This window comes from Blautia caccae (genome assembly GCF_040095955.1).
GTDB classification, from domain to species: Bacteria; Bacillota; Clostridia; order Lachnospirales; family Lachnospiraceae; genus Blautia; species Blautia celeris.
In genome coordinates this window covers 66,992-81,999 of the sequence record NZ_JBBMFP010000021.1, presented here as the reverse complement: position 1 = coordinate 81,999, position 15,008 = coordinate 66,992, and the positions used below count along the sequence as shown (strand labels likewise).

The following is a 15,008-nucleotide window of genomic DNA, read 5'->3' as shown; positions in this document are numbered from 1 at the left end:
TCCAATACCAATTATTCCGTAAAGTATATGAGCGAAAAAAACATTTAGAACTCTGCATAAAACCCGGATGAAAAAGTTTTTGAAAAAAATGCAAAAATATGTTGACATTTCTGCCGCCATTATATATAATAACAAATGCTGAATGACACAGCCGAAACAAAATAACGAAGCGTGGCTCAGTTTGGTAGAGCGCTGCGTTCGGGACGCAGAGGTCGCGTGTTCGAATCACGTCGCTTCGACTTTCAGCAGAAGCATCGGAAACGTAAAGTTTCCGGTGCTTTTTTTCTTGCCCAAAAACAAGGACCTCTCAATTGAGAAGCCCCATCTGTCTCAGTATAAATATAGTGACAAACAATGTAAATATAGAAACAGCACTGCTGAAAACCACAAGCTGCCCTGCAAGCTGTTCATCTGCTCCCGCCTGCTGGGCCATGATATAGCTTGACACCGCGACCGGTGTCTGGTAAGCCAGCAGTGCCGCCAGCAGGTCTGAATTACGATATCCCATTGCAACCACCATAGGAATAAAGATAAGTGGCAGAATCACCATCTTGACCGCAACTACCCCTCCGGCAATTTTCAAGTTCCCCCTCACTTTAGAGAAATCAAAGTCTCCTCCCAGGATCAAAAACGCAATGGGTGTCGCCAGTTTTGCCAGATCATTCAGCGTGGTGTCTGCCGCCTTGGGAAGTTTAAAGCCCAGAAGCGAGGCAATGATTCCCAGAACCGATGCAATGATCAGCGGATTTTTCAGAATCCCCACAAGAACCTTCTTAAAGTCCCGCTCCCTCTTTCCTCCGAAAAAGGACAGCGCGATCACTGCCAGAAAATTATACATGGGCACCAGAACCGCGCTTAAAATAGCGGCAGTCACTGTATTGGCCGAACCATACATATTCTCCACCACCGCCACTCCGAATATGACGTAGTTGCTCCTGAAAATCCCCTGGATCACCACGCCCTGCTGGTTTTCCTTTTTCACAACTTTAGGTACAATGAGACATAAAAGAACAAATAAAAGAAGCAGACTACCTGCCGCAAAAAAACAAAGCCCGCCCTGCATCTGCTCCCTGATGTTGCTCTGATATATATTTTTAAACAGCATACAGGGCAGAAATACTTTAAATACAAGGGAATTTGCTTTTTTCAGCAGGTCTTTGTCTGCAAGATCCGTATAATTAGCTATCGCGTAGCCTATCACCATCAGGAAAAATAATGGGGCGATGACATTAAAAGACAATATGATATTTTCCATTTCTGTTCCTCCCGGCGGTTTTATCCGCATGATTGTCTATTATACGCCCTTCTCTCTGCCTGCACAATTCCCTTCCCGCACGGTTTTAAATATTTTTGCTGTCACCCTGTGACCTACTTCCGTGACGATTCATTGCTTCATTATGTCTTACGATCAGTGAGACAGCGCTTTTACTTTCTTTCACCTCTTTTTTACCCATACGGAAAAGGGCTAAAAAACAGAGGCCTGAATAAAATCATTCAAGCCTCTTCACACTTTCCCTTTCACTTAAACTGGAAGGTATGGCGATCTTCATATGCGGCGTTCCGCTCTCCAGCAGTCCCCGCCTCAAAAGTTTCACTGCCTCCTGGGCCATCTCTTCCAGATGAATGCTGATACTGGAAAGCTGTGGCTGCATCAGGGTTGCAAGTACTGTGTCGTTGTAACTCAAAATGCTGAAGTCCTCAGGTACCCGGTACCCCATCTGCTGCACCCCCTGCATTACACCAATAGCTGTGGCCTCATTAAAGGTAAAAAATGCTGTGGCAGGATTTTTTTCTTCTTTCAGGTAAGCACTTGTCTTCTCCAGCACATTGGCTGCCTCCCTGTCAGTGTCCAGATAAACCGCCTTTAAGTCTTTTCTGTAATACTTCATGTACTCCCCGAATATTTTTCTTCGTTTTTCCGGCGCGTCATTGCCCATGGAGTCCGTTGACATCAAAGGACCCACAAATGCAATGGTTTTGTGGCCCATTTCAGCCAAATAGTTCACCCCCTGATGAATCCCCACCTGGAAATTCGGCACCACAGAGCTGAACCGATCCTCATACGGTGAAGAGTCCAGAAAAACGATCTGGTTCGTCCACTGCTCCATGGCATGAACCTGCCTGGCGCCAAACTGCCCCACTGCTATAATTCCGTTCAGCCCTGACTGGCTGTTGCTCTTATAGCATTCCTCCTCCTCATCGTACTGAAGGGTGACCGTCTCAAATCCCTCCTCAAAGCAGCTTTTATCCAGGCTGCTCTTTAGATACAGATAATAAGGGGCCTCCAGCTTCATCTGGGAATCCATCATTTCAATCATTCCGATTCTGAGCTGTGCTGCTTTCTTACGGCTGCTTCTGACACTCTTACTTTCGTAGTCCAGTTTGCCGGCTACCCTCAGGATTTCTTCTCTGGTACTGTCAGTCACACTGAGGGAGACATCATGATTCAGCACTCTGGAAATCGTAGCTATGGAATAACCGGTCAGCTCAGAGATTTCTTTTAGTGTAGCCATATCACTCACTCCGCTTATCTTATGGTAATTTTACTTGTTTTGCCCTTGCCTTTTACTTAATTTAAATCATATCATTTTTACCTTTTATTTACAAGAAAATACGAGCAGACTGGCAGGAATCAGCATATTACACAACAATGCCGTCAGGGATTTTCCAGTGGCGCAATAAAATCCTTCATGCTATAATAAGGCCAAAACCACGCATTCTGCGAAAAAGGAGACAGCTATGATCGAACAGCTCCCAAAAGCTTTCCTCAGCCGCATGGAGGACATGCTTCAGGATGAATATACTGCGTTTATAAAAAGCTATGAAAATCCAAGACATTTCGGCCTCAGAGTCAATACACTGAAAATTTCCGTGGAGGAATTTCTCAAAATAAATCCGTTTCATCTGACACCTGTTCCATGGACAGAAAACGGCTTTTACTATGAGGAGGCAGACCACCCGGCAAAGCATCCCTACTATGCCGCCGGCCTGTACTATCTGCAGGAGCCCAGCGCAATGGCTCCCGCCGCGCTTCTTCCCGTCACGCCGGGGGACTATGTACTGGACCTCTGCGCAGCTCCCGGAGGCAAGGCCACAGAACTGGGCGCAAAGTTAAAGAAGGAGGGTATGCTGGTTGCCAATGATATCAGCAATTCCCGTGCGAAAGCCCTGCAGCGAAATATTGAACTGTGCGGCATCACCAACTCGTTTATCACCAATGAAATACCCGCATCACTGGCTAAAGCCATGCCGGAATTCTTTGATAAGATCCTGGTCGACGCTCCCTGTTCCGGGGAGGGAATGTTCAGAAAAGAACCTGCGGTTGCAAAAACATGGGATGAGGACAGACCCGACTTCTTTGCAAAGCTGCAACGGGAATGTGTCTCTGCCGCCATTTCCATGCTGAAGCCCGGCGGGCTGATGCTCTACTCCACCTGTACCTTTGCACCGGTTGAAAATGAAGGGACGGTTTCCTTTATCCTGGAAGAGTATCCGGAAATGGAACTTTTGGAGATTGACGGATATGAGGGATTTTCCCCCGGCAATCCGGAATGGGGAAATAAAAATCCCGAACTTGCCAAATGCCTTCGTATTTTCCCTCACAAAATGGACGGGGAAGGACATTTTATGGCACTTATGAGAAAGAAAGGCAGCTCCCGGCAGACCATATCCGACTTCGGTACAAAACCGGATAAAGAGGCACAGAAGCTGCTGTCTGAATTTTTCGCGGAGAAAGATATTCCTTTCCCCACCAATCGCATAGAAGTGCGCAGCAGCAATGTATATTGTCTGCCGCCTGCGGATAACCGCTTCAGGGGAATCCGCTTTCTCAGAAACGGACTGTTTCTGGGTGAGTTAAAGAAAAACCGTTTTGAACCATCCCAGCCGCTGGCACTGGCCCTGAAAGCCCATGAATTTCCCTCCTGCCTCAGCCTTTCCCCGCAGGACGACCGCATTGGACGTTATCTGAAGGGAGAAACCCTTCTGGTGGAAAAAGGGGAGTGCACAAAGGAGAAAGGGTGGCAGCTCATCTGTGTGGATGATTTCCCCCTGGGTTTTGGAAAGCTGGTAAACGGCACATTAAAAAATAAATATCCTGCCGGATGGCGTATACATTAATTTTCATGGAGCTGCCTGTCCATGTCCCCGAACATATCCCGGACAAGACTGAGCAGTTCCTCCTCTTTCACAGCAAATACAATGGCAGCCATGTAAAGAATCAGCTCAGGCAGATTGGATTCTTTTTTCATTACGGTCCTGTCTGTCAGGGAATACATTTCCACGTACCTGATTTCCACTGAGGTCTTGATATGCCCGATAATGCCGCCGCGGCTGTCTATCTCACCTGCCAGCGCCTCCATATACTCTGTGAGCAGTTTTCCGGCCCTGCCCCTGTCCGCTGCTGTGTGGTACTCTGCCGAAACCACAACAGCATTGTCCTGCAGAAGGGACGTTACTTTCAGTTTTTCTTTTTTCTGCGTACATGAAGGGCATTGACATGCTTCGTCATGATGATGTTCGTGTACATGATGACCGTCCCCGGCATGATCGTGACCGCACGTTCCGTGACCTTCCGCTGTATGATCATGTCCGCACGTTTCATGACCTTCTGCTATATGGTCATGTCCGCACATTTGGTGACCTTCCGCTGTATGATCATGTCCACACGTTTCATGACCTTCCGCTGTATGATCATGTCCGCACATTTGGTGACCTTCTGCTCCATGGTCATGTCCATGTTCATGCTGCCTCTGCATATTTTTTTCATCTTCAATCATTATCCGTCACTCCCATCACCATATCCCACACATGTTCCTCCACATGGCCGACTGCTGAGGTAGCGATCCGCGCGGCATTCGGGTTCATCTCCGCAATATCCTTCTCCACTGTCCTGAGCACATCCTCGGACACCAGATCTGCCTTATTCATGAGAACTACGTCTGCACGCTCTGTCTGCCCCACAAAAAGTTCCCGCATGGCATTCAGAAGCCGTTTCCATCTGGATACATCCACTACCGTACAGACACGTGATTCCATTCCGATCCCTGCCGCCAGGTTATCCTGTATCAGCCCCGGATATGCCAGACCCGTTGTCTCCACGATCAGCCAGTCAGGAGTATACTGCTTTTCAATCTCATAGGCAGCGGAGACCAGTTCTCCCGCCAGAGTACAGCAGGCACAGCCATTGAAGAGATTCTCCACGTTAAATCCGTTTCCCCGCAGAAGCTTGTCATCTATCCCTTCTCTTCCCACCTCATTTTCCAGGATCACCACTTTATAGGCACTGCCTGACCCGGAACTGTCCACCAGATAGCGGGCAAGCTGGAGGAGGAGCGTTGTCTTACCTGATCCCAGAAAACCGCCTAATATCAATACCTTCATTTATCATCACTTCTTCCTGCATCACTGCCGTATCACTTTTCATGCAATGCATCACTTTTTATAGAACGCATCACCGTAACGGAATACTTCATCAAACAAGATACCATTTTTTCTTATTACTTCGGGATCATCGATCGCCCCCAGATATCCGCCGCACCAGCAGAAACCGCCGCCCGGTGCCAGGCGGTCCATGGTATCCCTTACAGCCTGCCGTATTTCCTCTTCTGTCACATTCGGGTCAGCCAGATGGTCGCGCGGGTCGAATCCACCCATGATCACCAGTTTGTTGCCGTACTTCTCTTTGATTCCCGTCAGGTCATTACAAGTCTGCGCCGGGTCCCAGGCATTGACGCCGATGGAGAGCCAATCCTCAATGAAAGGTTCTGCCTTGCCGCAGTTATGCATGGTAATGGGGATTCCCAGATCACGCCCGAATTTTGCCTGTCTGTTGTGGAAGGGCAGTACCAGGTCATGATACATCTGCTGGGAGATAAAAGGAGCTCTCCAGGCAGCCGTGTCATCCATAAGGGTCAGCACATCAGGCTTCACATAACCGATGATCTGCCGTGTGATCTCCGTATAAAAATCACACATGTAGTCAAAAAGCGCGTATACCTCCTCCGGTTCCTCCGCCATGGCACAGAGACCTTCCGTAAATCCCATGAAAGCCATCAGGTTCTGGAAATATCCCACGTGAAGATTCAGGGCTATGGCTGTATCCTCCCGGTTTACCCCCTGGCGGTAAAAACCCTCCAGTTGTTTTTTCGCCATGGCTTCCCAGTCTACCCCTTCCAGGGAGGGTGCTTTGATCACATCCCGCCACTTCGTAATGTCATCCAGGATAAATTCGCCGGGTTTTGGAAGCAGGGCATTTCCGGTCTCTCTTGTGGGGACATAGGTAACACCCCAGCAGTCCTTGCCGCCTCCCTGAAAACGGAAATACGCCACGATTTCAGGCTCCAGCATACAGGATGTACAGGGTCTGGTCATATTGGGCATAGGGCCGAAACTATAGGTCGGAACCCACTCCGGCTGTTCTCCCCGCAGAGTCATGAGATAATTGGTCTTCTCTGTCATTTTTGCCATATTGTATCCTCCTTCTTGTGATCAGATGCTGCCCGGCATCAAAATCACATATGCGGCCGGACAGAACAATGAACTTTTCTGGTAACTGTTCAGTCAGGTCTGCGCATTTACTGCGCTGACCGTGCAAAAGAGTAGTGGTGGCAGGTATTCGCCCCATCGCGAAGCGATTTTTAATGGGCGAATACCCGTAACGATTCAGCTGGCTGAATAGTTACCTTTTCTGATTCTATTGTATCTTTTCTCCTGACTCTTCACTACGTCTGCGGGGTACAAAAAATGACTTTCTGCTCCTGCCACTTTTGTACTTTTCATTTTCCTTTGCACAGCGCAAAAAAAGCCGCCTGCAGAATGCAAACGGCTTTTTATACTTTCTATGCTTCAGCTTCAGCTTCCACAGGTTCCTCGGCGAGCACCTGTTCGTATTTTTCCAAAATAATGCCCTGGATTCTTTCACGGGTTTCAGAGTTAATCGGATGTGCGATGTCCCTGTACTCACCGTCGGTTGCTTTACGGCTGGGCATGGCAATGAACAAACCTTTCTCCCCTTCGATAACCTTGATGTCATGCACTACAAATTCTTCATCGATTGTAATGGAGACAACAGCTTTCATCTTACCTTCCTTCGCAACTCTTCTTACTCTTACATCTGTGATGTTCATAAAAACCTTCCCCTTTCATATGCCATTCTTAAAAAGTCCTGCTTATGATGTCACTGCACCCTGCACACTTTTTACTTGTGTATTTTCTTATAGTACATAACGCTCGTTCTTCTCCACTACGATCTTAATGCCGTCCTCACCGCAATAGTAGGAATTGGCACGGATCGTATCACGGCTCTCCACGATACAGTTCTCAATGTGGGTATTATCCCCCAGATACACGTCGTTGAGAATAATGGAATTCTTGATCACGCAGTTATTGCCTACAAATACTTTCTTAAACAGAACAGAGTTTTCAACCTGTCCGTTGATGATACATCCGCTGGAAACCAGACTGTTCTTCACATCTGAACCGGGATTATATTTTGCCGGAGGCAGATCATCAATCTTGGACTGTACTCCAGGGTACTGATTGAAGAAGTAATCTCTTACTTTTGGTTTCAGGAAGTCCATATTGGTTCTATAGTAAGATTCCACAGTGGAAATGTTGCTCCAGTAAGTATTGATCTTATAGCCATAGATTCTCTTCAGGTTCTTATAACGGATGAGAATATCTTTTACAAAATCATATCTGTCTTCCTGTGCACATTTTTCCAGAAGCTCAATAAGCTGTCTTCTTCTGATCACATAGATACCGGTGGAGACAGTATTGGTGCGTGTAACCATGGGTTTCTCTTCAAATTCTTCGATTCTGCTGTCCTCATTCATTTTCAGGCAGCCGAATCTGGTAGTGTCATCCCCATACACATCTGTACAGACAACTGTAATGTCCGCGCGCTTTGCAATATGGTACTCCAGAACTTTATTGAAATCCAGCTTGTACACACCGTCGCCGGATGCGATCACCACATAAGGCTCGTGGCTTGATTTGAGGAAATTCAGGTTCTGGATCATGGCATCTGCTGTGCCTCTGTACCAGAAGCTGTTGTCAGCAGTAATGGTCGGTGTGAAGGTGTAGAGACCTCCCTGCTTTCTGCCGAAATCCCACCATTTGGATGAGCTCAGATGCTCATTCAGGGAACGGGCATTATACTGTGTCAGAACCGCAACTTTTTGAATATGGGAATTTGACATGTTGCTAAGCGCAAAGTCTATGCTGCGGTAACTTCCGGCGATGGGCATTGCCGCAATCGCTCTTTTCTGTGATAACTCTCTCATTTTATTGTTATTGCCGCCGGCAAGAATAATACCTATTGCTCTCATGCTGTCTCACCTTCCTTATTCAATGTTTCGCCGCTCTCCAGTATGCCGTCCGGATAGTCTTCGCCGGTTGTCTCGCCAACAATGGCTGTATTCTTGCCGATCTTCACATCAGACGGAATTACTGTGTTCTCTCCCACAGTTACAAGGCCAAAGGAGTAAACGCCCGGTTTTTCCTTGTTCGGAACCTCCTCGCCGATACCCATGACTACATTGTCCCCCACTGTGACATTCTCAGCAATGATGGCCTTGTCTATCACACAGTTTTCACCGATAAAGGACTGTTTCATGATAATGGAATCGCGCACAACTGCGCCCTTTTTAATAACGACGCCTGCACCAATAACGGAATTATGTACCTCGCCGTATATCTCAGTTCCCTCTCCCACTATACTTCTCTCCACCACAGCGTCAGCGGAAATATACTGCGGAGGAATAATATCACTCTTGGTATAAATCTTCCAGAACTCTTCATATAAATTAAATTCAGGAATGATATCGATCAGCTCCATATTGGCTTCCCAATAGGACCCCAGTGTTCCGACATCTTTCCAGTATCCGTTGTACTCATAGGCAAAGAGGCGCTGGCCTTTTTCCTTGCAGTACGGAAGGATATGTTTGCCAAAGTCACATCCGGGCTGGTCTTTCAGTGCGAGAAGGGCTTCCTTCAGTACCGGCCAGCTGAAAATGTAAATACCCATGGATGCCAGATTGCTCTTCGGATGCTCCGGTTTCTCCTCAAAATCCGTAACGCGTCCTGACTCATCTGTGATAGCAAGACCAAAGCGGCTTGCCTCCTCCCACGGAACAGGCATACATGCCAGTGTGACATCAGCTTTGTTTGCTTTGTGGTAATCCAACATTACCTCATAGTCCATTTTATAAATGTGGTCGCCGCCCAGGATCAGCACATAATCGGGATTGAACTCCTCCATATATGCCATGTTCTGGTAGATAGCGTTTGCAGTTCCTGTATACCATTCCGTATCCGTCTTCTTCTCGTATGGCGGAAGAATGGATACGCCCCCAACATTCTTATCGAGATCCCACGGAATACCGATGCCGATATGAGTATTCAGGCGAAGCGGCTGGTACTGCGTCAGTACACCTACGGTATCAACTCCTGAATTAATGCAGTTACTCAGCGGGAAATCAATTATTCTGTATTTTCCCCCGAATGTTACTGCGGGTTTTGCGACTTTTGCAGTCAGTACGCCCAATCTGCTGCCTTGTCCACCTGCGAGCAACATTGCAATCATCTCTTTCTTAATCATGCAATCACCTCTTGTATATTCTATGATTTTTTTATTATACCACATTAAATCATAATTGTGAACAATTTTAACAATTTTTTTTCGACTTTACATTAGTTTTTGTGACATTTTACCTGTCTGTAACCATTTCTATAACTGGGGGTTTCATTTTGTACTCTTTTTAGGTATAATAAACGCAAACAGTGTCCCATTGACACTGCCCCATATAATAATAAAGAAGAGAAAGGAAGCACAACCTTATGTATCAGATAGATTTTAATAAGCCGCTGCACATTCACTTCATCGGCATCGGCGGCATCAGCATGAGTGGCCTGGCTGAAATTCTTTTAAAAGAAGGTTTCCCCATATCAGGTTCAGACTCCAGAAAGTCGGAACTGACTGCCCATCTGGAGAGCCTTGGCGCCACTGTCCGCATTGGCCAGCGCGCTTCCAATATCACAGATGACATTGAACTGGTTGTCTATACAGCCGCCATCCACGAGGACAATCCGGAGTTTGCATGTGCCCGCCAAAAAGGGCTCCCTATGCTCACAAGAGCGGAGCTTCTGGGACAGATTATGAAGAACTATGAAATACCTGTGGCTGTATCAGGCACACACGGCAAAACCACCACCACTTCCATGATTTCACACATCCTTCTGGAGGCTGATGCCGACCCTACGATCTCTGTGGGCGGAATACTGCCTGCCATTCACGGCAATATCCGTGTGGGCCGGTCCGAGACCTTTGTCACAGAGGCCTGTGAGTACACCAACAGCTTTCTGAGCTTTTTCCCCAAGATCAGCATCATCCTGAATATTGACGCGGACCATCTGGATTTCTTCAAGGACCTGGACGATATCCGCCATTCCTTTAAGCTGTTTGCAGAGAAGCTGCCCGCTGACGGAACCCTGATCATCAGCAGCGATATTCCGGATTATGAGGAGATCACCAAAGACCTTTCCTGTGAGATCATCACCTGCGGACTGGAGCACACGGCTGATTACATGGCCAAAAACATTACCTTTGATGAATTTGCCCACGCTTCCTTTGACTGCGTAAAAGGTGATGAGGTGCTTGGCCGGTTCTCTCTGTCTGTTCCCGGAGTCCACAACGCTGCCAATGCCCTGTCTGCCATAGCCCTTGGTGAGAAGCTCGGCCTTTCCATGGAGGATATTCAGAAAGGACTTCTGCACTTCGGCGGTACTGACAGGCGTTTCCAGTACAAGGGCAAAGTGGGCGGCGTCACCATCATCGACGACTATGCCCATCATCCGACAGAAATCGCCGCCACACTGCGCACAGCCAAGAATTATCCGCACAGAACAACCTGGTGTGTCTTCCAGCCGCATACGTATACCAGGACAAAAGCCCTGATGCACGAGTTTGCGGAGGCCCTGACACTGGCCGACAAAGTGGTTCTGGCTGACATATACGCTGCGCGGGAAACCAACAACCTGGGAATCTCATCCCAAAATCTGCGGGATCTGGTGGCCTCCCTTGGTACAGATGCGTATTATTTTTCCACATTTGATGAGATAGAAGAATTTTTATTAAAAAATTGTATCCACGACGATTTGTTGATAACTATGGGTGCCGGAGATGTGTATAAAATCGGCGAAAACCTGTTAGGAATGTAAAGTTATCCACATTATCCACATGCTTATACACATTTACTCCAGAATAAGCATGTGGATTTTTTTGGGTATAAGCCAGTTAACATAATAATGTTACATAATTTGATGTAAACCTTTAAAATCCCTATCTTTTCGACATTTTTCGGTTGCCAATAAAAATACTCCACTTTTTTATCCACATTATCCACATTTCCCACAAAGTTTTCAACACATCTAAGCAGACGCCTCTCCTAAAAAATGCATATTCTCTTTTCAAAAATTATATGTTATACTTACAAAAGACGGGGAAACACTTGCTTGGGCGGACCTTTTTTACATGTCTGCGCTGGGCGTACATGAAAAGTTGTTTTCCTGTTTGTCGTGCCGGAATCTTTTCGGCTAACTGGATTTCAGGATAGAAAAGGATGTTAGACATGGGACAGTTCATCATACATAATGATTTTCCCGGAGACTTTACTTTTGTCTCCAACTATTTTCTGGATACTTATATGCCGCAGGCCAACGGAGAATTTGTCAAAATATATCTCTGGCTTCTGCGCAGTGCTTCTGTATCCGGCACCGCTCTGGAGCTGTCATCTATTGCCGATATCTTTAACTGTACGGAAAATGATGTGCTCCGCGCATTAAAATACTGGAAAAATACAGGCGTCCTTGATGTGACCTTCGACGGACGCGGTAATTTAAAAGAACTCCGGCTGTGTTCCCTCACAGGCGGAGCTAAAGCTGCGCCGGCCAGGCCTAATACGGCTCCAAAGGCCAAAGCTCTGCCTCCGGCTGTGCCCGAGGCGGCAGCCTCCAGGGAAAAAGTACAGCCTTCCGGGCAGAAGGCCCTGTCTCCCGACAAAGTAAAAGAACTGTCCGGCCGGGAAGACGTGATTGAACTTCTGTTTATTGCGGAACAATATCTGGGGAAGACCCTGACTCCCACAGAGATCAACAAGCTCCTGTACTTTTATGAAGAGCTGCATTTCTCAAAGGATCTGATGGAGTATCTGATCGAATACTGTGTCTCCAAGGGAAGCCGCAGTATCCGCTATATCGAAACCGTGGCTCTTGCCTGGGCAGAGCAGAAGATCACTACTGTAGAACAGGCCAAGCAGGAGACCAATACCTATAACAGGAATTTCTTTGCTATCCTCAAGGCTTTCGGCATCAAGAACCGGAACCCCGTGGACGAGGAGATCCGTTATATGAACCTCTGGCTCAATGAGTACGCCTTTACGCTGGATGTCATATCCGCGGCCTGCAGCCGTACTGTCATTGCCACAGGACAGCCCAATTTTGCCTACGCGGATTCCATTCTGCACAACTGGCAGAAAAAAGGCGTCAGACATCTGTCTGATATAGACAAGCTGGACGAGGACCGCCGTCAGCAGAAGGCCGCCAAGGCCGAGAACAGCGCTGCACGTCCGAAACCGGCACCATCCAAAAATAAATTCAACAACTTCCACCAACGCACCTACAATGTGGACGAACTGGAAAAGCAATTACTGAAATAGCGGAGTAACGATTCAGCAGGCAGGTCTGCGCATTTACTACGCTGGCTGTAAGAATACTGAACAGTTACACAACGGAACGCAATTAAGGAGAGTACTGTGTCGCTGAATAATTTCCAATACGATGCGCTGATGCGCGCATACAACGAGAAACAACTGAATCACAAGCATGAGCAGGATGAACACATCCGGCAGGCTTATGATAAGATTCCACGTCTCCAGGAAATCGACGGAGAGATCGCATCCCTGAGTCTGAAAAAGGCAAGGGCTCTGCTGCTCCCCTCACCCAAGGATGACTTTGACCTCTCCGCCGCCATTGCGGAGCTGTCCGAAGAGCGGACCGCCCTTCTGCAGATCCACGGCTATCCGCCTGACTATCTGGAACTGAAGTATGACTGCCCGTTCTGTAAGGACACCGGCTATGTAGAGAATCAGAAATGTTCCTGTTTTAAGAAAGCCGCTGTAGATTTACTGTATATACAGTCCAATATCAGGGAAATACTTGAAACAGAGAACTTTGAGAACTTTTCCTTTGAATATTATCCTCAGGACATCACCAACCCTGCCACCGGCCTCAGTGCACTGGAGACGGCTCAGGACGCAGTGGATAAGGCCTGGGATTTTATTGACCGTTTTCAGGAGCATCCGTGCGGCCTGTTCTTCTACGGCGACACAGGTGTGGGAAAGACCTACCTCTCCCACTGTATTGCCAAGGAACTCATTGACAGGGCGTATTTTGTGCTGTATTTTTCATCCTTTGACCTCTTCGACCTGTTGGCGAAGAATACCTTCCAGAAGGATGCAGCCGCCTCTGATGTGGCCGGGTTCATCTATGACTGCGACCTGCTCATCATTGACGATCTGGGAACCGAGCTTACCAATAATTTCGTGGCAAGCCAGCTTTTCTGCTGCATCAATGAACGCATCATGAACCATAAATCTACTATCATTTCCACCAACCTTGCCATGGATGATTTTCTGGAGACATATTCCGAGCGTATCTTCTCCAGGATTTCCAGCAATTACACCATGCTGAAGCTGGTCGGAAATGATATAAGAATCCAAAAAAAACTTTTAGGAGGAAAGTAAAACATGTCACCAAAAGATGCAACTCCCTTAGATTCCCTTCCCGTAGGCCGCCTTGGCATCATACCGCTGAAAAGCTGTGAAAAACTGGGCTCCAGGGTCGATGACTACATTGTAAAATGGCGCAGGGACCGTGAACATCAGGAGCAAAAGAACCTGGAGTTTGAAGGCTATGAACGGGACTCTTACCTGGTCAAAGCACAGACCCCCCGCTTTGGAAGCGGAGAGGCAAAGGGCATTCTGGGCGAGTCCGTACGCGGCGATGATATCTATGTCATGGTGGATGTGTGCAACCACAGCCTCACCTATTCCCTCTGCGGCCACACAAACCACATGTCACCGGATGATCACTTCCAGGACCTCAAGCGCGTCATTGCTGCCATCGGCGGAAAGGCCAGACGTATCAATGTCATTATGCCCTTTCTCTACGAGAGCCGCCAGCACAAGCGCTCAGGCAGGGAATCCCTGGACTGTGCCATTGCTCTGCAGGAGTTAGTGAACATGGGTGTGGACAATATCATTACCTTTGATGCCCATGACCCCCGCGTGCAGAATTCCATCCCTCTGCACGGCTTTGAGACGGTACAGCCGTCCTACCAGTTTATCAAAGGTCTTTTCAAGGCAGAACCTGACCTTGAGATAACCAGTGACAACACCATGGTGATCAGCCCCGATGCCGGCGGTACCGGACGTGCCATCTATCTGGCCAACGTACTGGGCGTGGATATGGGTATGTTCTACAAACGCCGTGATTACTCCACTATCATTGACGGCCGCAATCCTATCGTTGCCCATGAGTTTCTGGGAACCGATGTTGCGGGCAAGAATATGATCATTATTGATGACATGATCTCCTCCGGCGACAGCATGCTGGAAGTTGCCGCACTTCTGAAGAACAAAGGAGCAGGTAAGATCTTCATGTGCTCCACCTTCGGACTCTTCACAAATGGAATGGAAAAATTCGACAAAGCCTTCGCGAGAGGTGATTTCGACAGACTGCTCACCACCAATCTGGTGTACCAGTCTGATGAGCTTCTGCAGAAAGAATATTATGTAAACTGCGATATGAGCAAATATATTGCTCTGCTCATTGATACCCTGAACCACGATGCCTCTATCAGCAAGCTGCTGAATCCGGTTGAGAGGATCAATAAGCTGATGGTAAAGCATAAAAAACAACTGGAAAACAAAGAAGCATGAAAAGAAACA

General features: G+C 47.5%; 15 protein-coding genes and 1 tRNA gene. 6 read left to right on the top strand and 10 right to left on the bottom strand.

Annotated features, from left to right (window positions below):
- The first annotated feature begins 165 nt into the window (after positions 1–165).
- Positions 166–239 (top strand) — tRNA-Pro (locus tag WMO65_RS19860).
- Between the two features lie 68 nt (positions 240–307).
- On the opposite strand, the gene WMO65_RS19855 is transcribed toward WMO65_RS19860, so the two are convergent.
- Together WMO65_RS19855 and WMO65_RS19850 are read right to left on the bottom strand one after the other, a co-directional pair.
- Entirely contained in the window at positions 308–1,255 is a 948-nt protein-coding gene (locus tag WMO65_RS19855; protein ID WP_033143850.1) for an AEC family transporter, read from the bottom strand.
- A 235-nt stretch (positions 1,256–1,490) separates the two neighbouring features.
- Positions 1,491–2,513 carry a LacI family DNA-binding transcriptional regulator gene (locus WMO65_RS19850; RefSeq protein ID WP_118743643.1) on the bottom strand — a complete coding sequence of 341 codons (1,023 nt, stop codon included), beginning with the start codon at positions 2,511–2,513 and terminating at the stop codon, positions 1,491–1,493.
- Positions 2,514–2,739: 226 nt separating this feature from the next.
- Here WMO65_RS19850 and WMO65_RS19845 point away from each other — a divergent pair, with 226 nt between their 5' ends.
- Positions 2,740–4,119, top strand: coding sequence for an RsmF rRNA methyltransferase first C-terminal domain-containing protein (locus tag WMO65_RS19845; RefSeq protein WP_181014522.1), 1,380 nt, complete (start codon positions 2,740–2,742; stop codon positions 4,117–4,119).
- Here WMO65_RS19845 and WMO65_RS19840 read toward each other — a convergent pair.
- From WMO65_RS19840 to WMO65_RS19805, 8 genes are all read right to left on the bottom strand, one after another.
- The gene (locus tag WMO65_RS19840; RefSeq protein ID WP_054353090.1) at positions 4,116–4,427 is read right to left on the bottom strand and encodes a hypothetical protein; all 312 of its coding nucleotides are present in this window, start codon (positions 4,425–4,427) and stop codon (positions 4,116–4,118) included. The genes WMO65_RS19845 and WMO65_RS19840 overlap by 4 nt on opposite strands.
- Positions 4,428–4,459: 32 nt before the next feature.
- Positions 4,460–4,603 carry a hypothetical protein gene (locus WMO65_RS19835; protein WP_158587332.1) on the bottom strand — a complete coding sequence of 48 codons (144 nt, stop codon included), beginning with the start codon at positions 4,601–4,603 and terminating at the stop codon, positions 4,460–4,462.
- 9 nt (positions 4,604–4,612) lie between these two features.
- Positions 4,613–4,768 carry a hypothetical protein gene (locus WMO65_RS19830; protein WP_158588590.1) on the bottom strand — a complete coding sequence of 52 codons (156 nt, stop codon included), beginning with the start codon at positions 4,766–4,768 and terminating at the stop codon, positions 4,613–4,615.
- A 2-nt stretch (positions 4,769–4,770) separates the two neighbouring features.
- Positions 4,771–5,382 carry a GTP-binding protein gene (locus WMO65_RS19825; protein ID WP_033143853.1) on the bottom strand — a complete coding sequence of 204 codons (612 nt, stop codon included), beginning with the start codon at positions 5,380–5,382 and terminating at the stop codon, positions 4,771–4,773.
- Between the two features lie 51 nt (positions 5,383–5,433).
- The gene (locus WMO65_RS19820; protein WP_033143854.1) at positions 5,434–6,468 is read right to left on the bottom strand and encodes a veratrol--corrinoid protein metyltransferase; all 1,035 of its coding nucleotides are present in this window, start codon (positions 6,466–6,468) and stop codon (positions 5,434–5,436) included.
- 371 nt (positions 6,469–6,839) lie between these two features.
- Positions 6,840–7,127: a septation regulator SpoVG gene (gene spoVG / locus WMO65_RS19815; protein WP_033142017.1), complete on the bottom strand. Its 288-nt coding sequence runs from the start codon at positions 7,125–7,127 to the stop codon at positions 6,840–6,842.
- A gap of 87 nt (positions 7,128–7,214) precedes the next feature.
- A complete protein-coding gene (gene glgD, locus WMO65_RS19810; protein ID WP_033142016.1) occupies positions 7,215–8,330 on the bottom strand; it encodes a glucose-1-phosphate adenylyltransferase subunit GlgD in 1,116 nt (371 codons plus the stop codon).
- Positions 8,327–9,601 (bottom strand): glucose-1-phosphate adenylyltransferase, encoded by a 1,275-nt coding sequence (locus WMO65_RS19805; RefSeq protein ID WP_033142015.1) that lies wholly within the window; start codon positions 9,599–9,601, stop codon positions 8,327–8,329. The genes glgD and WMO65_RS19805 overlap by 4 nt, the downstream gene beginning before the upstream one ends.
- Before the next feature lie 239 nt (positions 9,602–9,840).
- On the opposite strand from WMO65_RS19805, the gene murC reads away from it, so the two are divergent.
- The 4 genes from murC (at position 9,841) to WMO65_RS19785 (ending at position 14,999) form a co-directional block, all read left to right on the top strand.
- Positions 9,841–11,220, top strand: coding sequence for a UDP-N-acetylmuramate--L-alanine ligase (murC, locus tag WMO65_RS19800; RefSeq protein ID WP_118743644.1), 1,380 nt, complete (start codon positions 9,841–9,843; stop codon positions 11,218–11,220).
- Between the two features lie 401 nt (positions 11,221–11,621).
- A complete protein-coding gene (locus WMO65_RS19795; protein ID WP_349064640.1) occupies positions 11,622–12,716 on the top strand; it encodes a DnaD domain protein in 1,095 nt (364 codons plus the stop codon).
- Positions 12,717–12,812: 96 nt separating this feature from the next.
- Entirely contained in the window at positions 12,813–13,802 is a 990-nt protein-coding gene (locus WMO65_RS19790; protein ID WP_054353095.1) for an ATP-binding protein, read from the top strand.
- A 3-nt stretch (positions 13,803–13,805) separates the two neighbouring features.
- Positions 13,806–14,999 (top strand): ribose-phosphate pyrophosphokinase, encoded by a 1,194-nt coding sequence (locus WMO65_RS19785; protein WP_103731066.1) that lies wholly within the window; start codon positions 13,806–13,808, stop codon positions 14,997–14,999.
- The last annotated feature ends 9 nt before the right edge of the window (positions 15,000–15,008 follow it).